This is a genomic window from Lactobacillus sp. YT155, assembly GCF_030504545.1.
Taxonomy (GTDB): Bacteria; Bacillota; Bacilli; order Lactobacillales; family Lactobacillaceae; genus BQUT01.
In genome coordinates, this window is record NZ_JAUKWP010000001.1 from 113737 (window position 1) to 134100 (window position 20364).

Annotated in this window: 13 protein-coding genes and 1 tRNA gene; 3 read left to right on the forward strand and 11 right to left on the reverse strand. The window is 36.8% G+C overall.

What is annotated here, in order from left to right; translation table 11 throughout:
* The first annotated feature begins 16 nt into the window (after positions 1-16).
* Together Q2T76_RS00690 and Q2T76_RS00695 are read left to right on the forward strand one after the other, a co-directional pair.
* Entirely contained in the window at positions 17-997 is a 981-nt protein-coding gene (locus Q2T76_RS00690; protein ID WP_302083153.1) for a DMT family transporter, read from the forward strand.
* A gap of 15 nt (positions 998-1012) precedes the next feature.
* Positions 1013-2068 (forward strand): linear amide C-N hydrolase, encoded by a 1056-nt coding sequence (locus tag Q2T76_RS00695; protein WP_302083155.1) that lies wholly within the window; start codon positions 1013-1015, stop codon positions 2066-2068.
* A gap of 28 nt (positions 2069-2096) precedes the next feature.
* Here the strand turns inward: Q2T76_RS00695 and Q2T76_RS00700 are convergent, their stop codons facing one another.
* From Q2T76_RS00700 to Q2T76_RS00725, 6 genes are all read right to left on the reverse strand, one after another.
* Positions 2097-3002 carry a DUF5692 family protein gene (locus tag Q2T76_RS00700; protein ID WP_302083157.1) on the reverse strand — a complete coding sequence of 302 codons (906 nt, stop codon included), beginning with the start codon at positions 3000-3002 and terminating at the stop codon, positions 2097-2099.
* A gap of 68 nt (positions 3003-3070) precedes the next feature.
* On the reverse strand, positions 3071-3625 hold the full coding sequence (locus Q2T76_RS00705; RefSeq protein WP_302083159.1) for a TetR/AcrR family transcriptional regulator C-terminal domain-containing protein: 555 nt from the start codon (positions 3623-3625) through the stop codon (positions 3071-3073).
* A gap of 75 nt (positions 3626-3700) precedes the next feature.
* Positions 3701-7366 (reverse strand): DNA-directed RNA polymerase subunit beta', encoded by a 3666-nt coding sequence (gene rpoC / locus Q2T76_RS00710; protein ID WP_302083161.1) that lies wholly within the window; start codon positions 7364-7366, stop codon positions 3701-3703.
* Between the two features lie 11 nt (positions 7367-7377).
* Positions 7378-11007, reverse strand: a complete 3630-nt coding sequence (locus tag Q2T76_RS00715) for a DNA-directed RNA polymerase subunit beta (protein WP_302083163.1) — start codon at positions 11005-11007, stop codon at positions 7378-7380.
* A 207-nt stretch (positions 11008-11214) separates the two neighbouring features.
* The gene (locus tag Q2T76_RS00720; RefSeq protein ID WP_302083164.1) at positions 11215-13698 is read right to left on the reverse strand and encodes an ATP-dependent Clp protease ATP-binding subunit; all 2484 of its coding nucleotides are present in this window, start codon (positions 13696-13698) and stop codon (positions 11215-11217) included.
* A gap of 120 nt (positions 13699-13818) precedes the next feature.
* Positions 13819-15039 (reverse strand): MFS transporter, encoded by a 1221-nt coding sequence (locus tag Q2T76_RS00725; protein WP_302083166.1) that lies wholly within the window; start codon positions 15037-15039, stop codon positions 13819-13821.
* A 272-nt stretch (positions 15040-15311) separates the two neighbouring features.
* On the opposite strand from Q2T76_RS00725, the gene Q2T76_RS00730 reads away from it, so the two are divergent.
* Entirely contained in the window at positions 15312-16505 is a 1194-nt protein-coding gene (locus Q2T76_RS00730; protein WP_302083168.1) for a multidrug effflux MFS transporter, read from the forward strand.
* Between the two features lie 65 nt (positions 16506-16570).
* On the opposite strand, the gene Q2T76_RS00735 is transcribed toward Q2T76_RS00730, so the two are convergent.
* From Q2T76_RS00735 to Q2T76_RS00755, 5 genes are all read right to left on the reverse strand, one after another.
* Positions 16571-16641 (reverse strand) — tRNA-Gly (locus tag Q2T76_RS00735).
* 97 nt (positions 16642-16738) lie between these two features.
* Complete coding sequence (locus Q2T76_RS00740; RefSeq protein WP_302083170.1) at positions 16739-17785, reverse strand: 2,3-butanediol dehydrogenase; 1047 nt, start codon at positions 17783-17785, stop codon at positions 16739-16741.
* A gap of 122 nt (positions 17786-17907) precedes the next feature.
* A complete protein-coding gene (locus Q2T76_RS00745) occupies positions 17908-18789 on the reverse strand; it encodes a DUF1266 domain-containing protein (RefSeq protein ID WP_302083172.1) in 882 nt (293 codons plus the stop codon).
* Positions 18790-18817: 28 nt separating this feature from the next.
* A complete protein-coding gene (locus Q2T76_RS00750; protein WP_302083174.1) occupies positions 18818-19732 on the reverse strand; it encodes a DUF1266 domain-containing protein in 915 nt (304 codons plus the stop codon).
* A 26-nt stretch (positions 19733-19758) separates the two neighbouring features.
* On the reverse strand, positions 19759-20280 hold the full coding sequence (locus tag Q2T76_RS00755) for a DUF1307 domain-containing protein (protein ID WP_302083176.1): 522 nt from the start codon (positions 20278-20280) through the stop codon (positions 19759-19761).
* Positions 20281-20364 lie beyond the last annotated feature (84 nt).

Below are 20364 nucleotides of genomic sequence, written 5' to 3' on the forward strand. Positions count from 1 at the left end.
AAAGGAGACAATTAATATGAATGCAAAAGGTAACTCAGAAAAAACAGTAGTTGTTCCTCTATTGGTAATTGCAACAATACTCGCGGGTATGCTTTCTCCAATGCAATCCGCAGTTAATGGTCAAGTTGGAAAAGTTATGAATGACGGAAACGCTTCTGCAGTTGTTTCATTTGGATCCGGTTTAGTTGTTATGGCAATTATTATTTTGGCAAGAAAATCAACCCGAAAACAATTTGCTTCTATTCCTAAGAAAATTTCATCACACAGTATTCCATGGTGGAATTGGTTAGCAGGTAGTTGTGGAGCTATGATTGTTTTCTCTGAAGGTGCTACAGCTTCTATTCTGGGAGTAGCCACTTTTCAGACCACATTAATTTCAGGTATGGTTATTTCAGGTCTAATTTGCGATCGACTAGGTATCGGTGTTGAAGAAAAGCAACCGTTCAATTTTGCGAGAATTATGGGAGCTTTACTGGCTATTGTTGCTACAATATTAGTTGTTATGCCTAATTGGCACGCTCCTAAAGTTGTTGCACTAGCTGTTCTTCCCTTTATTGGTGGATTGCTAGCAGGTTGGCAACCGGCTGGGAATTCTGCTGTTGCTCATGAAACTGGTTCAATGCTTGTATCAATTACATGGAACTTTATTATCGGATTTTCATTACTCGGTGGTGTATTACTTGTTCGTGTCCTTATGGGTCAAATCAGTATCTCTCTTCCAACAACATGGTGGATGTACTTAGGTGGACCACTAGGATTGCTTTCAATCGCTTTAATGGCTTTATTAGTACGCGGCTTAGGATTATTACTACTAGGATTAGCTTCAACTGCTGGACAATTGATAGGATCCGTTTTAATTGATTGGTTAATTCCTGATTTAGGAAATAAAGTCTATCTATTAACTATAGTAGGAGCAGTCGTAGCATTATTAGGTGCTGGTATTGCGATGATTCCTTCTAGCAATAAAAAAGTTAAACTTGATGAAATTGAAAATTAGTAAAGGAGACTACAAATGGCATGTACTGGTATTGGATTAACAAGTAAACAAGGCAATCCCTTTTGGGCAAGAACACAAGATTTCGAACAGCATTTTGAATACTCTGGTGTTAAAATTCCAAAAGGTTATACATTTTCCTCTGCATTTACACCATTCAAATCAGAAAAATTTGTCATGGGAATTGTATGGGCAAATGACGTACGAGAAGCTCCTGTAATTTTAGATGGAATCAATGAGGACGGAATTTGTGGAGGTTCTTTCTACTTTGATCATTTCTATAAATACTCAGATACTGATTCAATAACTAAATCTGGAAAAACACCGATTCGTGGCGAAGAACTATGTACCTGGATTTTGACTCATTATAGTAGTTTAGATGAAATCAAAAATAATCTTTCGAATGATATTGAAATAACAAATGAACCTGGACCAATGATGGGTATGTCAGTCCCACAACATTGCGTATTCAACGATGAAACTGGCCGTTCAATTGTTGTCGAGCCATCAGTTAATCATGGTTTCTCATTCTTTGAAAATCCTTTAGGAGTTTTCACTAACGCTCCTACCTTTGATTGGCATCTAAGTAATTTAAAAACGTGGTTAGAAAGAATAAGTAAAAGAACCTATTCATATGACGTCAATGAACCAATTAATTCATTTAATTTAGACGAATTCACAACTGGTCTGGTGGGTATCCCCGCTGATTACAAACCAGAATCACGCTTTTTAAGAGCTTCAATGGCAAAATTGTTATCAATCAAAGTTGATGACGAAGATACTTTGAACCAAATCTTTCAACTCTTGACTACTGTGAATACTCCCAAAGGTTTGTTACGTATTCATCAAGAAAAAGAGGTTCTAGTTCCTTGGACTCAATACACATCAGGTTATGATATTAAAAATAAGAAGCTCTACGCTTATACCTATGACAATCAAAATCTTAAAGTTTTGGAGTATGGAGATTTTAAAGATTGGTCTAAAGAAATAGAATATTATACTTTTATTTCACCAAGAAAAGCTGAGCCATTCACAAAAATCAGTGACTGGAAGACTGGTGATATTACATTATAGTAAAAAGACATCCCCAAGGGATGTCTTTTTATTTAACTTCTTCGTAGGCTTTTGTTCCTTGATAAATTTCGTCCTTGAAGATGTTCTTGTGATATTTTCTAACTCTGTAAATATGTAGTATTAGTACTGCTACGTTGATAGCAAGTGCTAAGAAACTAACTATGAATAGTGCTGTACTATTGTGAGAACTTGCTACCGAGAACTGACTGTCAGTTACGAAAGCTGGATAACTCATAGTAAACATCATCCAAAATGCTAATGTTTGAGCACGTGCTTGTAACCAAGTTCCTTTTTTAATAAAGAAAGCTGCAGTTGTTGGAGCAATCAATAATGCTAGTCCAGCATAGAATGCGTGGTCGCCGACACAGTTGTAAACATAAGCAAAGTTCCAAACATCATATGCTATAATCCAAGGCCAAATTTGATCAGGCCAAAGCATGTCTTGATGTTTATCTTTACCAATTCTAATGCCGAACCAACCAGTAATCGTAATAATATTAATTATTCCGGCAATTCCGTTCATGATATTCCATGAACCACCATTCATGAATACTCCGTCAATCATTCCGTGCATTCCTGATACTTGAAAATCACGAATAACCGCTTCACAGATATTAAATGCCAAGATAAATGGTGGGAAAATCAAGAGCCACTTATTAGCTGATAGTTTTGGATAATAACGTAATGCCATGAATCCTAGACATCCGGCTAATGCTGAATAGACTTTAACCCAGTGGAACCAAGTTCCAGTACTACTTCCTGGACCTGCAGTGTGTGGCCAAACAAAAATTGTTAGACAAATAGGTAAAATAATAAATAATAGCACTGACATAAGTTTACTTGATCTAGCAATTTCGTTTAATAACATTAAGGCTAGCATTACTACAATCCATGCAACAATATCTAACCATTGTAAATTATGAAATAAAAACATTTTTCTATCCTCCTTCTTATAACTTAAGTATAAAAATGGAGGAAAAACTTTCATATGGTCATTATTACCTAATTGTCCAAATCAGTATTCTTTTGAACAACATGGATAATTGTTGTGTGAAGCATCTTGTAAATACGTGCGAGGAATTCTTCCTTTGATTCTGACAAACTCGTCGTCAACCATTGAACAATCTGCATAACAATCGCCCAGCCGTAGAAATTCCCAATTTCATCACGCAATTCATCTGAACAGTTGGGATTAATCTCATCAACCACTCTCACTACCATGTTAAACAAATGACCATACAAGAAACGATTCAATAAGTCACGATTTACCGAGCGAAAAGTGTTGAGACAAAATTCTTTATTATCTTCAATGTAATTCAAAACCTTGAGCAAGCCATCGCCCCAGTCACGTTGATTCTGATAGTCATCTAATTGGGCAATCACTTCATGGTCATATATCCAGGTCAGTGTTTCATGGATATCAACAAAATGATAATAAAAAGTATTGCGGGAAACTTTGGCATAGTCGGTTAATTGATTGACGGTAATATGGTCAACAGCTTCAGACTGCATCAATTCTTTCAACGATGTTGCTAGTTTTTGTTTCGTGTCTTCCATGTCGTTACCTCATTTATGCCTCAGCTTTTCTTTTAATTATACAAAAAAAGACATCCCTTAGGATGTCTTTTCAAATTATTCTTGGTTTTCTTGCTCTTCAGCTTCTTTCATCTGTGCTTCGATGTCAGAAATTGTATAAGCACCGTTAACAGCGTTCATTGCCACAGGACCATTTTTCTTAGGTTCCATATGACGATACTTAGCCATACCAGTACCAGCTGGGATAATCTTACCAATAATAACATTTTCTTTAAGTCCAAGTAATGGATCATTCTTACCACGGATTGAAGCGTCAGTAAGAACACGAGTAGTTTCTTGGAATGAAGCGGCAGACAAGAAACTGTTTGTTTCAAGACTGGCTTTAGTAATACCAAGAAGTACTGGTCTACCAGTGGCAGGAATTCCACCCTTGTTAATTACAGAACGGTTGATTTCAGTGAAATCAGCGATATCAAGTAATGCACCTGGCAATACATCTGCATCACCTGGATCAAGAATACGCATCTTTCTAATCATTTGACGAAGCATAACTTCGAAATGCTTATCTGAAATATCGATACCTTGCATACGGTAAACTTTTTGAACTTCAGAAAGCATGTATGTTTCGGTTTCTAATACGTCAGTAATTTGAATTAATTGTTTAGGATCAATTGAACCACCAGTTAATTTACCACCACGTTTGACGAAATCACCTTCGGCAACTTCAACGCTTGAAGCATAAGGAACACTATAAGTTCTAGTATCTGTCTTACCTTCAACGGTAATCTCTCTAGTATGTTCAGCAGGATTTTCATCAATAGCTGTAACCACACCAGCAACTTCAGAAATGATTGCTTGTCCTTTAGGATTTCTAGCTTCCACAATTTCTTGGATACGAGGAAGACCTTGAGTAATATCGTTTCCACCAGCAACACCACCAGTATGGAAGTTACGCATAGTAAGTTGAGTACCTGGTTCACCGATTGATTGAGCAGCAACAGTACCTACTGCTTCACCAATTTCAACTTCTTCACCAGTAGCCAAGTTACGACCGTAACATTTCTTACATACACCGTGTTTGGTGTTACATGTAAAGGCTGAACGAATAGTTACTTCTTCAACACCGGCATCAATGATTTCTTGAGCCATTTCTTCATTTAGTAATGTACCTTTAGCAGCAATTACGCCATGAGTTTCTGGGTTGAAGACAGTCTTTTGTGTATAACGTCCCACGATTCGATCGAATAATGGTTCGATAATTTCATTACCTTCTTTGAAGGCAGTAACTACTAAACCACGATCTGTGTGACAATCTTCTTCACGAACGATAACGTCTTGAGCAACGTCGACCAAACGACGAGTTAAGTAACCTGAGTTAGCAGTCTTCAAGGCGGTATCAGTCATACCTTTTCTGGCACCGTGAGTTGACATGAACATTTCCAAAACAGATAGTCCTTCACGGAAGTTTGAAATAACAGGAACTTCCATCATACCACCGTTAGGAGCAGCCATAAGTCCACGCATACCAGCAAGTTGGGTAAAGTTAGAGATGTTACCACGAGCACCAGAATCACTCATCATACTGATAGGGTTAGTTGGATCAAATGAATCAATCAATTTTTGTTGAATTGAATCTTTAGCATCATTCCAAATTGAAATAACACGATCATGACGTTCTTCATCAGTAATCAAACCACGACGGAATTGTTTTGAAACAGTAGCAACTGAGTCATGTGCTTGAGCGACGATTTCTGGTTTTTCATCTAGTTCTGGAACGTCTTTAACACCGACAGTTAATCCAGAAACGGTACAGATTGTGTAACCTAATTCTTTCAAATCATCAAGTAATTCAGATGTTCTTTGAACTCTGTATACTTTGAAAATTTGAGCAATGATGTCACTTAGGAAACCACTCTTGAATGGGTCAATCAAAGGAGCATCACTAAGATATTCTTTGATATCTTCACCAGATTCAAGGAAGTACTTATCAGGAACACCATTTTCAATATTATCTTGAGTTGGTTCGTTCAAGAAATTGAAATCTTCTGGCAATACTTCATTAAAGATAACTTTACCAACACTAGTTACCATAATCTTATTTCTTTGATCATCGGTAAATGGTTTTTCTGGCATTGAGTTAACTGCCAATCCAATTCTTGAATGGAAGTGAACACGGCCTGTACGATAAGCCATGATAACTTCATTAGGGTCTTTAAAGATTGTTCCTTCACCACTACGTCCTTGTTCTTCAATAGTTAAGAAGTAGTGACCTAAAACAACGTCTTGAGAAGGTGTAACAATTGGTTTTCCATCTTTTGGTGCCAAGATATGATGGGCAGCAAGCATTAACATTCTAGCCTCAGCTTGAGCTTCATCAGATAGTGGCACGTGGACAGCCATTTGGTCACCGTCAAAATCGGCATTGTAGGCTTCACAAGCAAGTGGGTGAAGACGCATAGCCTTACCATCAACTAAGACTGGTTCAAAGGCTTGAATACCTAATCTATGCAATGTAGGGGCACGGTTAAGAAGAACTGGTCTTTCTTTAATAACGTCTTCTAGAACATCCCAAACTTCATCATCTTGACGTTCGATTTTTCTCTTAGCGTTCTTGATGTTTGAAGCAATCTCACGATCAACCAATTCGTGCATTACAAATGGTTTGAATAATTCAAGTGCCATTTCACGAGGTAATCCACATTGGTAGAACTTAAGTGTAGGTCCAACATCGACAACTGAACGACCAGAATAATCAACACGTTTACCAAGTAAGTTTTGACGGAAACGTCCTTGCTTACCTTTAAGCATGTGTGAAAGTGACTTCAATGGGCGGTTACCTGGTCCAGTAACTGGACGGCCACGACGACCGTTATCAATCAATGCATCAACAGCTTCTTGAAGCATTCTCTTTTCGTTTTGCACAATGATACTTGGAGCATTTAAATCTAACAATCTCTTCAAACGGTTGTTACGGTTAATAACACGTCTGTACAAATCATTTAGGTCAGATGTAGCAAAACGTCCACCTTCTAATTGCACCATTGGACGCAAGTCAGGAGGAATAACCGGGATACAATCTAAAATCATCCATTCAGGATTGTTTTCAGATTTCTTGAAGGCATCTAAGATATCTAAACGACGAATTGCACGAGTTCTCTTTTGTCCTTGTGCAGAATTAAGAGTTTCTTTCAATTCTTTAATTTCTTTTTCAAGGTCTACTTGAGCTAACAATTCTCTGATAGCTTCAGCACCCATTTTGGCTACAAAAGTATCACCGAATTCTTCAACCTTCTTACGGTATTCAGCTTCAGTCATTAATTGTTTTGCTTCTAGATCTGTCTTACCAGGATTGATAACAACATAAGCAGCAAAATAAATAATTTCTTCTAGAGCACGAGGTGACATGTCTAAGACAAGTCCCATACGACTAGGGATACCTTTGAAGTACCAAATATGTGTAACAGGTGCAGCAAGTTCGATATGAGCCATACGTTCACGACGAACTTTAGATCTTGTAACTTCAACACCACAGCGATCACAAACAATTCCCTTATAGCGAATACGTTTGTATTTACCACAAGCACATTCCCAATCTTTTTGAGGTCCGAAGATTCTTTCGTCAAAAAGACCGTCACGTTCTGGCTTTAAAGTACGATAATTAATTGTTTCTGGTTTCTTAACTTCACCATAAGACCAACTACGAATCTTATCTGGAGATGCTAAACCAATTTGCATACTTTCAAATTTATTAACGTCTATCACTTGGTATCCTCCTATTCTTCACTATTATCGACATCTTCAGTTGCTGGAGCCGATTCAGGTATATTAATTGTTTCTTCAACTTCGTTATTTTGAGCTTCTTCTTCAGCTCTTCTTTGTTCTTGTTCTTGAGCAAATTTAGAAAGTGCATCAACACTTACAACTTCGTCATCATCATCCATATCACGTAGTTCAATTTCTGTATGATCAACGTCTAAGACTTTCATGTCAAGACCTAGAGCTTGTAATTCTTTAACAAGAACTCTAAATGATTCAGGAACACCTGGTTTTGGAATTGGTTCACCCTTAACAATTGATTCGTAAGTCTTCACACGACCAACGATATCATCTGACTTGTAAGTCAAGATTTCTTGCAAGGTATAAGCAGCACCATAAGCTTCCAAAGCCCAAACTTCCATTTCACCAAATCTTTGTCCACCAAATTGTGCCTTACCACCAAGTGGTTGTTGTGTAACCAATGAGTAAGGTCCAATTGATCTAGCATGAAGTTTGTCTTCAACCATGTGAGCTAGTTTCATATAGTACATAACACCAACAGCAACACGGTTTTGGAATGGTTCACCAGTGCGTCCATCATAAAGAATTGATTTAGCGTCTGAATCCATACCAGCTTCTTCAACAATATCCCAAAGATCTTTATCGTTAACACCATCAAAAACAGGTGATGCAACTTTGATACCAAGTTTTCTAGCAGCCATACCTAAGTGTAGTTCTAGAACTTGTCCAATGTTCATACGTGATGGAACACCCATTGGGTTCAATAGAATATCTACTGGAGTACCATCTGGTAAGAATGGCATGTCTTCTTCAGGAACAACGATTGAAACGGTACCTTTGTTACCGTGACGACCGGCCATCTTATCACCGACTTGGATTTTACGTTTTTGTGCGATGTAAACACGAACCATCATGTTAACACCAGGACTTAATTCGTCTCCTTCTTCACGAGTGAAGATTTTAACGTCTTGGATGATTCCACCACCACCGTGAGGTACACGAAGTGAGGTATCACGAACTTCACGAGCTTTTTCACCGAAGATAGCATGTAATAGTCGTTCTTCAGCTGATAATTCAGTCACACCTTTAGGGGTAACTTTACCAACTAGAATGTCACCATCATGAACTTCAGCACCAATACGGATAATTCCATCTTCGTCAAGATCTTTCAAAGCATCTTCACCAACATTAGGAATTTCACGAGTGATTTCTTCAGGTCCTAATTTAGTATCACGAGCTTCTGATTCATATTCTTCAATATGAATTGATGTATATTTATCTTCGCGAACCATCTTTTCAGACAAGACAATCGCATCTTCATAGTTGTACATGTTCCATGTCATGAAGGCGATAATTGGGTTTTGTCCTAAAGCCAATTCTCCGTTTTCCATTGCTGGTCCATCAGCGATGATATCACCGGCATCAACCTTGTCACCAACTGAAACAATTGGTCTTTGGTTGTAACTCTTACCTGAGTTTGAACGACGGAATTTAGTTACATTATAGGTTTTAACACCTGATTTTTCTTTAATTCTAATTTCTTTAGCGTCAACGTAGTCAACAACACCTTTTTCATCAGCAAGAAGTGCTGAACCAGCATCGTGAGCAGCTGTATATTCCATACCAGTTCCTACAAGAGGTGCTTCTGGTTTAATCAATGGAACAGCTTGACGTTGCATGTTGGCACCCATCAAGGCACGGTTAGAGTCATCGTTTTCCAAGAAAGGAATACATGCAGTAGCAACAGAAACTACTTGTTTAGGAGAAACGTCCATGTAATCAAGTTTTTCTGGAGTTGTTTCAATATTGTCATCTTTGTGACGAGCAAGTACTGTTTCTTCAACAAATGAACCATCATCATTTAGCGGTGTATTAGCTTGAGCAATGATGTAGTTATCTTCTTCGTCAGCAGTTAGATAATCAATTTTGTCGGTAACTTTATGAGTCTTCCAGGAAACACGACGATATGGTGTTTCAATGAAGCCATAACGGTTTACAACCGCATAAGTTGCCAAGTTATTAATCAAACCGATGTTAGGTCCTTCGGGTGTTTCAATCGGACACATACGACCATAATGAGTATAGTGAACGTCACGAACTTCATATCCGGCACGGTCACGAGTCAAACCACCAGGTCCAAGAGCTGATAGACGACGTTTGTGGTTAACTTCACCCAATGGGTTGGTTTGGTCCATGAATTGTGAAAGTTGAGCTGAACCAAAGAATTCTTTGATTGAGGCAACAACAGGTCTGATATTAATTAATTGTTGAGGTGTAATAGTATCAACGTCTTGAATTGACATTCTTTCGCGAACAACACGTTCCATTCTTGAAAGACCAATTCTAAATTGATTTTGTAGCAATTCACCAACTGAACGAATACGACGGTTACCTAAATGGTCGATATCGTCAGTGTTTCCTAAACCTTCTTGAAGGTTTAGGAAGTAATTTAAGGCCGAAAGAATGTCTGCAGGTAGAACAGTTCTAACATTTTCAGGAATGTGACCATTACCAATTATCTTAATTACTTTTTCAGGATCTTCTTTTGAATAAACTTCAATTGTTTGAAGAGTAATAGGATCCTTTAAAACACCATCTTCTGATGGTTGGTATGTAGTAGTCTTGAAGTCTTCACGTTCTAAGTATGGAGTTAAAGTATCCATAGCTTCACGGTTTAAGACCGTATCTTTATCTAAGATAACTTCACCAGTATCTGGATCAGCAAGTGTTTCAGCCAAAGTTTGACCCATCAAACGAGTTCTCAAGTTAAGTTTCTTATTGATCTTGTAGCGACCAACTTCTGCCAAGTCGTAACGTTTTGGATCGAAGAAACGAGCATAGAATAACGAACGAGAACTGTCCGCTGTCTTAGGTTCACCAGGACGAAGTCTTTCATAAATATCTTTCAAGGCTTCATCGGTACGTGAATCAGACATTTCTTTATGAACATCTTTTTCAAGTGTTAGGTTAAGTGAATCACTTTCACCAAACATGTCTAAGATGTCAGCGTCAGAACCGAATCCTAAAGCACGCACTAATTCAGTCACAGGTAACTTTCTAGTACGGTCAATTCTTACATAAGAAATATTCTTTGCATCTGTTTCGTATTCTAACCATGCACCACGGTTAGGGATTACGGTAGTACCGTAAGTTACACGACTGTTCTTATCAGTATCTGAGTTAAAGTAAACCCCAGGTGATCTAACAAGTTGAGAAACGATAACACGTTCAGCACCATTAATAATGAAAGTTCCTTCACTAGTCATGATTGGGAAATCACCAAAGAACACGTCTTGAGTCTTGATTTCACCAGTTTCATGGTTAGTCAATTTCAAAGTAACGTGTAGTGGAGCTGAATAGTTAGCATCGTGGTTACGTGCTTCTTCAACCGTATACTTAGGTTCCAATAACTTATAGTCGACATATTCCAATGAAAGATTTCCTGCAAAATCTTGGATTGGCATAATGTCTTCAAACATTGAACGTAGACCTTCGTCCAAGAACCATTGATATGAATTCGTTTGAATTTCAATCAAGTTAGGAAGTTTCAAAACTTCTTTGATTCTTGCATAGCTACGTCTAGTTGTCTTTTTTCCAAATTGGACGTCTTGTGCCAAATTTTCCACCTCTTCATTAAATTCGAGAAATATTACAATTTGATTACAATTTCATATTCTATGAAATTTGGGCAAAAAAAATACAAAAGTAACGCTGTTACTTTTGCTTTTTATTACCGTTCCTGGACAATAGATCAGGATCGATTGCGACATTTCATCACTTATGAATCTGTCAAATATATTACTCTCTTTCACTAGTAAAGTCAATGACTTGGCTTACTGTAAAACTTGTTCAGAATTTGTAACTTTTAATTCAATTACACCTTTGTTGGAACCGACAGTTACGACGGCATGATCGCCAATTTCACGATTCAAAATCAATTCACTTAATTTATCTTCAACTTCTCGTTGCAACTCACGTCTTAAAGGACGTGCTCCATATTCCTTGCTGTAACCTTTATCAACGATGATATCAAGAGCCGAAGCAGTGAACTTCAAAGTAATATCTTGTTGTTGCAAACGTTTGGTGATATTTTTTGCCATGATCTTAACTACTTGACGAAGTTGCTTCTTATCAAGTTGTTTAAAGACAACAAACTCATCTAAACGATTCAAGAATTCTGGTTTAAAGAAACTCTTCATTTCTTCAAAGATAGTTTTCTTCATAGCTTCATAGTTTTGAACGTTGTTGCTGTTGCCAAAACCAACATTCTTCTCTTCTTGAAGCTTAGTTGCACCAAGATTAGAAGTCATGATGATAATTGTATTTCGGAAATCCACTCGTCTTCCTTTGGCATCAGTTAGATAACCATCATCTAACACTTGTAACAAAATGTTGAAGACATCTGGATGAGCTTTTTCTACCTCATCTAAAAGCAATACTGAATATGGATGATTACGAACTTTTTCAGTCAGTTGACCACCTTCTTCATAACCAACATAACCAGGAGCAGAACCAACCAACTTAGAAGTAGAATATTGTTCCATAAATTCAGACATATCAACACGAATCATGTCATCTTCTGAACCGAATACTTCAGCAGCCAATGCTTTAGCCAATTCAGTCTTACCAACACCAGTTGGTCCTAAGAATAAGAAAGAACCAATTGGACGATTAGGATCTTTGATTCCACTTCTTGCTCGACGAATCGATTTAGAAATAACATCCACCGCTTCGTCTTGTCCAATCACTCGTTTGTGCAGTGATTTTTCTAAGTTGATTAGACGTTCACTTTCTTTTTTGCTCATTTGTTCAACTGGCACACCTGTCCATTGGGAAACCACTTGAGCAATATCCTCATCACCAACTTGAACATTCTCATTGATGCCATTAGCATTACGATCATTTAGCTTAATTAATTTGTCTTGGAGCTTCTTTTCTTCTTGACGATAAGTTGCTGCCAATTCGAAATCTTGGTTTTCTAAGGCAGTATTTTTTTCGTCAATTTTGGCTTTCAATTCATCTTGAATCTTATCAACTCGTTTAGCCTTTGAACCATTAGCAGCACTAATTCTAACCTTGGCAGCTGCTTCATCAACCAAGTCAATTGCCTTATCTGGCAAGAAGCGATTGGTTAAATACCGACTCGATAAGTCAACCGCAGCCTTAATAGCTTCATCAGAAATCACAATTTTGTGGAATTCCTCATAATTCTTCTTTAGACCTTCAAGAATTTGATATGATTCATCTTTACTTGGTTCTTCAATTTTTACTGTTGCAAAACGACGTTCAAGAGCAGCATCTTTTTCAATGTATTTTTGATATTCATCAAGGGTTGTTGCACCGATTAATTGTAACTCGCCACGAGCTAGTGCTGGCTTCAAAATATTGGAAGCATCAATTGCACCTTCAGCTCCACCGGCACCAACCAAGGTGTGCAATTCATCAATGAATAAGATGACTTGTCCATCATCATAAATTTCTTCGATGATTTTTTTAATACGATCTTCAAATTCACCACGATACTTAGTTCCAGCAACCAAACTTCCCATATCTAACATCATGATTCGTTTGTTTTGCATATCAAGTGGTACTTCTTTGTTGATAATTGCCGTTGCTAATCCTTCAACAATAGCTGTTTTACCAACACCAGGTTCACCAACTAAGACTGGATTGTTCTTAGTACGACGACTTAGAATTTGAATCGTTCGCTTCACTTCTTTTTGGCGACCAATCACTGGATCTGACATCTTTTGACGAGCCACTTCAGTAAGATCACGAGCTAGTGCATCCAAAGTAGGAGTTCCTGCTTGTTCTTGATCTGAAATGTTTTTCAGAGCACGCTTAAATTGCTCACTATTCCGAGCTTTCTTAGGTAGTCCGATTTCATTAAAGAGATGTTCACGAAGTTTGGTGACACTAACGCCCAAATTAATAAGAATCCGATTAGCCAAGGAATCGCCGTTGGTTAGAAGTGCCAATAATAAATGTTCAGTTCCAATATTTTCTGTTCCCATGAAAGCAGCTTGTTCGTCAGCTGTCTGTAACAAAGCACGAGATTTGGCAGAAAAAGGAAGTTCGATATTTTTGACTGACTTAGATGAAGTATTGCCGTATCCAGTCAAGCTTTCGATTTCTTCATCAATATCGTTAGCTTGAACAGCCATATCACGAAGAACAATTCCGGCAATTCCATTATTTTCTTGCGTTAGACCAAGCAAAATATGTTCAGTTCCAACTGCATTATGTCGATATCTTTTTGCGGCTTCTTGAGCCAATGCCAAAACGGTTTTGGCGCTATCTGAAAATTTGTTAATCATTCATTGCCTCACTTAGTTATTTCTATCAATTATAACAATAGTTTAAACAGTATAAAACTTTCTGACTTAATTGCAAAATAAAAAGCCATCAAAATTGATAGCTTTCATATTTATATTAAATTAATCGCCGAAATAACTAGCTGCCTTTAAATTCTTAACCGTAAGCATGACTATGAAACTAAGAATATAGAGTGCTGAAATGAAGAACATCACGGTTGTTACTGAATAGTTGTCTAAAATCCAACCAATAATCAAACTAGAAAACCCACCAACACATCGTCCCACATTCATAATTACATTATTGGCAGTGGCACGCACTTCGGTTGGATAGAGACGACTGACAACCGCACCATATCCGGCAAACATTCCGTTTGAAAAATACCCAACCATTGTTCCAACAAATAATAATGACATCATATCTCTAGGCAATGTTAACCAGAAGACTCCTAAAGCTGAAGCAACTAAGAAAATTCCAAAAGCTACTCGAGGACCAATCTTGTCTAAGATCCATCCAAAAGTAAGCATCCCTATCGACATTCCAAAAATAGTCGATAACATCCAACTTGATGAACCTGCAACTGATAAGTTTAATTGCTTCTGCATAATTGTGGGCAACCAATTCATCAAGCCAAAGTATCCGGCAATTTGAACAATTGCCATAATCATTAGTGCGATTGTTTGATATGCTAAGGACTTAGTTTGAAACAATGCTCTTATTTGACCTCTTTGTTCTTTTTCTTTCTTAAAAGTTGCGCTCTCAACTAAATGCTTTCTAATAAAGAAAGTTATTACAACTGGAAATAGTCCAAAGAGGAATAATACATGCCATCCGTACATTGGTAAGATAAGTGTTGCCAGTAATGATGCTCCAATTGCTCCAATCTGACCAGCTATCCCAACATACGATGAAACCTTTCCTAATTGTTTCTTAGGAAAACTTTCTGCTAAAACTGTCATACCAATTCCATACTCACCACCAGCACCAATACCAGCAATGAATCTGCAGAGATAAATCGTCCATAAATTATTAGCTACGGACATCGCTGCAGTCGCTAAAGCAAAGATGAAAATCGTATATGTAAATACCTTAATTCTACCGATCCGATCGGCTAAAACACCAAAAAAGACGCCACCCAACAACATTCCGATATTTGTTACCGTTGCTATTGATCCTGCCTGCATACTACTTAAATGCAATTGACTGATTATAGATGAAAGAGCAAAGGACAAAAACATCACGTCCATATTCTCTAATCCAAATCCTGCAGTGGTAGATGCTACTACCTTAGCTTGGTATCCACTTATCCGATGTTGGCTTGGCGCCGTCGTCATAGATTTCATATTCAATTTTCCTCCAAAAGGGATGCTCTCTGTCATCCGTTATTTTAGTTCTTAAATAGACTATCACAGCAAGGTTATTGCTGGCAATGGTAAATTGCTTTGAATCTCGATTCATGATATTCTCGTATGCATTGAGCAAGTAACTAAATACTTGCACACAGAAAGGGGTGATTACATGAATTTTTATAATTGGATAAAAATCATGATTCCACCATTTCCCTGTAGAGGATGTTTTTTTCCCAGATAATTAACGAATTAGGAGTTTTAAAACATTGGAAAAAAACATCGAAAATAATAAAAGTAAGAAAATTAGTCTAGCATTACTCATCTGTCTAGTTGGCTTTCCACAAATCAGTGAAACCATATATACACCTTCATTGACAGAGATTGCTCGTAACTTCAACGTTCAACTGAATGTTGCACAGATGACCTTGAGTATTTATTTTGTAGCGTTTGCTTTAGGAGTTTTCTTTTGGGGAATCAGTTCGGATTATATTGGCCGTAGAAAAGCTATGAACTTTGGAATTTTGATATATATCCTTGGTTGCATAATGTGTGTACTTTCAAGAAATATTGAATTACTTTTTGTTAGTCGCTTTGTGCAAGCATTTGGTGCTAGCACCGGCTCTGTTACAACTCAGACAATTCTGCGAGATAACTATCAAGGTACAGTTAGACATCAACTCTTTGGTAAAATTTCGGCGGCACTTGCTTTCTCACCAGCAATTGGTCCGTTGGTTGGTGGATTCATTGGTGATTATTACGGATTCAAAACTGTTTTCGTATTCTTAGTAATAATAGGGATGACCCTACTCTTCTGGAGTTTAAGTAAACTTCCCGAAACCGGAACGATTACATCAACAAAATTTGACGTGAAGAAAAATTTAAATATTGGTAAAAGTATATTATTAGATCGCTATACAGTCGTATTTGGCTTCTTGATTGGAATTTTCAATGGAATTCTTTTTAGCTATCATTCCGAAGCTCCTGCTGTCTTTATTGAAAGATTTCATTTCACTCAGAGTCAGTATGGATTCATGGGCTTTGTCGTTGCGACGGCAACCATTTTAGGAGCTTGGCTTTCTAATCACGAATTAAAGAAAAACAAACCTCAACTAATAGTAGAGCGTGGCATTAAGTTGGCACTCTCTGGTGCTCTTTTTCTAGGAGTTATTTCATTATGTAATCTAAACATAACGATTCAAATAGTGATGTATATATTGGGAATCTTTATCCTATTAGCTGGAGTCGGAATGGCACTCCCCAACTGTTTAAGTTTAGCATTGGTGAAATTCGCAGAAGTTGCCGGAGCCGCAGGCGCCTTCTTAAGTCTCGGTTATTATATTATTGTCAGCATTTGTACTTTCATCATTAGTTTGCTTCACAACGGATCATTATTTGTACTTCCGGCTTTTTGTTTCTCATTGTTACTTCTCGCATTAGTATCAATTAAATACGCAAAATAAAAAAAGTACCTCGTTTTAAGATTATACAGTCTTAATTCGAAGTACTTTTTTATTTACATTAATTAAGCGGGTGACGAGAATCGAACTCGCGACAACAGCTTGGAAGGCTGTGGTTTTACCACTAAACTACACCCGCATTACTTAAATAATTCTAAAACTCCCATCACTATTTAGCAATAGTTTTTTGAGAAAACAAAAAAGCCTGGCTAAAATAACCAAGCTTTTTAATTTATTTATTCTTTACTAAATCCAACCAAAATTTTTGCTTGTGATTTATCATTTGTCAAAGCTTCAAATCCATCTTCAACAATATCATCAAGAGCAATTTCTTTAGTGATTACCGGTTCAACGTTAATCTTGCCACTAGTTACCCAATCAACTGTCTTTTGGAAGGTTTCTCTTGAGTAAGCAATTGTCGTAGTCATTTTTACTCCTGAGTTCATCAATTGCATTGGATTGAATTCAATTGGATGAGCAAAAATTGAAACAATTGTCATCATTCCTCTAGCCTTAGTTGCATCAATTGCTTGTTCAAAGGTTGGTTGAACGCCGGCAACTTCAAATGATTCATCGACGCCACCAGGAACAATCTTTTTAATTTCTGCAATAACGTCGCCATCTTTTGGATTCAATACATGAGTTGCACCCATTTCCATAGCTTTCTTCAAACGAACTTCAGAAAGATCAATCACGATAATATTCTTTGCTCCGGCAGCCTTAGCCGATGCAGCAACCAAAACTCCAATTGGTCCTGAGCCAAAGATAGCAACTGAGTCGCCACTTTGAACTCCTCCTTCTTTGATAGCTTGCATAGCAACAGCTGTTGGTTCAATTGTAGCTGCTAATCTTAATGGGAAATCACTTGGTAGTGAATATAGATTATCTTCAGGTACATTCACATAATCTGTGAATCCACCATCACAACTCAAACCGATGAAACTGTATCCTTCATAGATATCAACATCATCTGGCAAATTTCTTCTAGTAACTGTCGGATTGATAGATACATGGTCACCAACTTTGTATTTAGTAACGTCCTTACCAATCTTTTCAATCACACCAGAGAATTCGTGACCCATTGTTAATGGTGCTAAGCCTCCGGTTAATTCATCTTTTTTATCAACTGGGATAAACACTGGTCCTTCTTGATATTCATGAAGGTCACTTCCACAAATACCCGTCCAAGCAACTTTTACTACTACTTCATTGTCTTTAAGTGGCTTCAATTCAACATCTTCAACCCTTACATCTTTAACTCCATGCCATACTGCTGCTTTCATACGGTAAACCCCTTTTCTTTTATATTATATGTTTTGTAATCGCTTACAATGCTATTATAATGCCTAATTAAGCGAATTCCAATGGGTAAATAAAAAAACACTCATTTAAAAATGAGTGTTTTTTAGAATGGAGCATTTTGTTTTTCTAAAACTTTATGAACAGCATAACTGGTTTCACCGGCTATATCATCAATATCAAACCCATCAAGAGTTCTACCCAATAAGAATGATACTCCATATTCTTCCCAGCTTTCACCATTCTTCTCTGCCAATGAGACAGCTTGAGAAAAATAACCATCCATTTCTTCTCTAGAGATATAGCCTAGCCAAAACGACCACTTAGCTAAAGCAACCAATCTAACTATATCCCATCCGTATGTAAGATATAATTCTTTCACATTTTTAGGTTTAATTGCTTTAATGGCCTTCTTTTGTGCTTTTGCATATTCTTTACTATCAAAGAAATATTTTTCTGGGATTTCCGGTTTAATGGCGTCATTAGCTACTAGAGTCATTAACATATCTTTGATTTCTAAATCCTTAAGATCTGGATTTTCATCCTTGTACTCTTGTGCAATTTTTAATAAAGAGGTCAAAATCCCCTGGGCTTCTTCATCTGACCGAGCACTAGCTTCTAACCCTTCAACAAGATAGTAAGCTTTTTGTGATTTCGAACGTTTTAACTCTGCAAGCATATCCAATCGTACGATTGCTGAATCATGATCAAAAATTTCCCATTGTTGCCGTAATCCACCTTCATATTCAATAAAGTTAATCTTCTTTTCAGATAATCCCTGAATGTTACCTTCCATTCGGTACTCAAAGAGAGGAAGTCCATAATTAATAGCTTTCTTCTCGATCGCATTCATTTCATCATCTTGAATGAACTGAGCATTAGCACCTTTCTTCTGATTGATTTTTTTACTCTTGCTTGCCATAAAAGTAATGTAAATGATAAAAACTACTGCTACTCCGACGATTATATAAATTATATTTGTATCCATGTTTTATCTCCTTGTTTATGTAATTAAATTATTTGAATTGTACATTTTGCTTCTCGAGTACTTCATGTATCACATACCTAGTTGAGTCGGCATAATCATTAATATTTAGTCCGTCAAGAGTCAATCCCAACAAAAATGACACTCCATATTCTTCCCAACTGTCACCATTTTTCTGTACTAACTCGCGACAGGCATCAAAACATCTATCCATCTCTTTTCTAGAAATATAGCCTAGCCAAAACGACCATTTTGCAAAAGCTGATAATCGGCAAATGTCCCAAGCATATGTTGAATATACTTCTTTAACCTCACTAGGTTCGATTACTTGGAGAGCTTTTTCTAAAGATCGAGCATATCCAGTATTTTCGATTAAATATTTATCAGAGATTTCTACATCAATAATTCCCGCCGCTAAACATGTAACCATTAACTGATTGTTACTTACTCTTTCAAAATTGTAACTGCTCATTTCGCTCTTATACATCTGTGTTGCATCATTTAATCGTTCCAGAGTTTTTCTAGCAAAATCATCTTTGCCAGCTCTAGCTTCCAATTCATCAACCAAAATCCTATCTCTTTGCCAATTTGAATTTTGCAAATCTGCTAGCAGACCTAATCGATTTATTGCCGAATCATGTTCACTAATTCCCCAACGCTTGCGAAGATAATTCTCATACTTATAGATATCAACTGGTTTTTTCTCAGTTAAACCTTGAATGTTATCTTCTTGCTGATATTCAAACAATGGCAGACCGTAACTTAGTCCGACAATTTCAATTTCATTCATCTCATCATCCTGAAGAAATTGGCCATGAGTTTCTCTTAACTGATCTTTTATTTGAGTATTTTTATAATCTCTGACAATGTTTTTCATAATCAAAATGAAGATAACGATTGCCATTGCAATAATAATGACTATGAGCATTACAGTATTCAAACTCATAACTTTGCTCCTTATCTATCATATTCTTACCTTCTTTCTGTAGTTAAAGAATCAACCATTTTTTCCTTTTCTTCAAATTTATATAACTTTAATTCTTTTGCAGTCTTTTTAAGACTATAATTTCCATTTTTGTCTGTTCCAACTATTACTGATAAATCGAGTAATTTCTTTTTATCTACTTTCGTATAATCAACGATTAGAGTTCTAGTTGCAGTATTCTCTTGTTCATTAAATTCGAGTTTTTCTTTCACTCCTTTTACACCTTGATGTTCCTCAGATATTTCTCGGAATCTTTCCTTGGTCTTATCCACGGAGCTTTCGCTATATTCTGAAAAATTATATTCACTTCTCTCAGTGGATTTAAAAATTTTATCTCCGTGAGCATAATAAGTTACTACATTTTTTGCCCTTTTATTTTCATTAACGAAAACTTTATTTATTACTTTTTCCGATTGTTTTGACTGACTAGTAGATTTGTTATTTCCACAACCAACTACCAAGCCAGTTATTAATAACAACGGTAAAATTATTTTTAGTATTTTTTTCAATAGTTAAATCCTCTTTTCCCATAATATAGACACAATCATTTGTTAGTTATTTAATTATCATTTTAGAAAGAGTAAAAAACGTCG

Excerpts from the sequence above, each read along its gene's own strand:
- Q2T76_RS00690 (WP_302083153.1), top strand. The coding sequence starts at position 17 with ATGAATGCAAAAGGTAACTCAGAAAAAACAGTAGTTGTTCCTCTATTG.
- Q2T76_RS00695 (WP_302083155.1), top strand. The coding sequence starts at position 1,013 with ATGGCATGTACTGGTATTGGATTAACAAGTAAACAAGGCAATCCCTTT.
- Q2T76_RS00700 (WP_302083157.1), bottom strand. The coding sequence starts at position 3,002 with ATGTTTTTATTTCATAATTTACAATGGTTAGATATTGTTGCATGGATT.
- Q2T76_RS00705 (WP_302083159.1), bottom strand. The coding sequence starts at position 3,625 with ATGGAAGACACGAAACAAAAACTAGCAACATCGTTGAAAGAATTGATG.
- Q2T76_RS00720 (WP_302083164.1), bottom strand. The coding sequence starts at position 13,698 with ATGATTAACAAATTTTCAGATAGCGCCAAAACCGTTTTGGCATTGGCT.
- Q2T76_RS00725 (WP_302083166.1), bottom strand. The coding sequence starts at position 15,039 with ATGAAATCTATGACGACGGCGCCAAGCCAACATCGGATAAGTGGATAC.
- Q2T76_RS00740 (WP_302083170.1), bottom strand. The coding sequence starts at position 17,785 with ATGAAAGCAGCAGTATGGCATGGAGTTAAAGATGTAAGGGTTGAAGAT.
- Q2T76_RS00745 (WP_302083172.1), bottom strand. The coding sequence starts at position 18,789 with ATGGATACAAATATAATTTATATAATCGTCGGAGTAGCAGTAGTTTTT.
- Q2T76_RS00750 (WP_302083174.1), bottom strand. The coding sequence starts at position 19,732 with ATGAGTTTGAATACTGTAATGCTCATAGTCATTATTATTGCAATGGCA.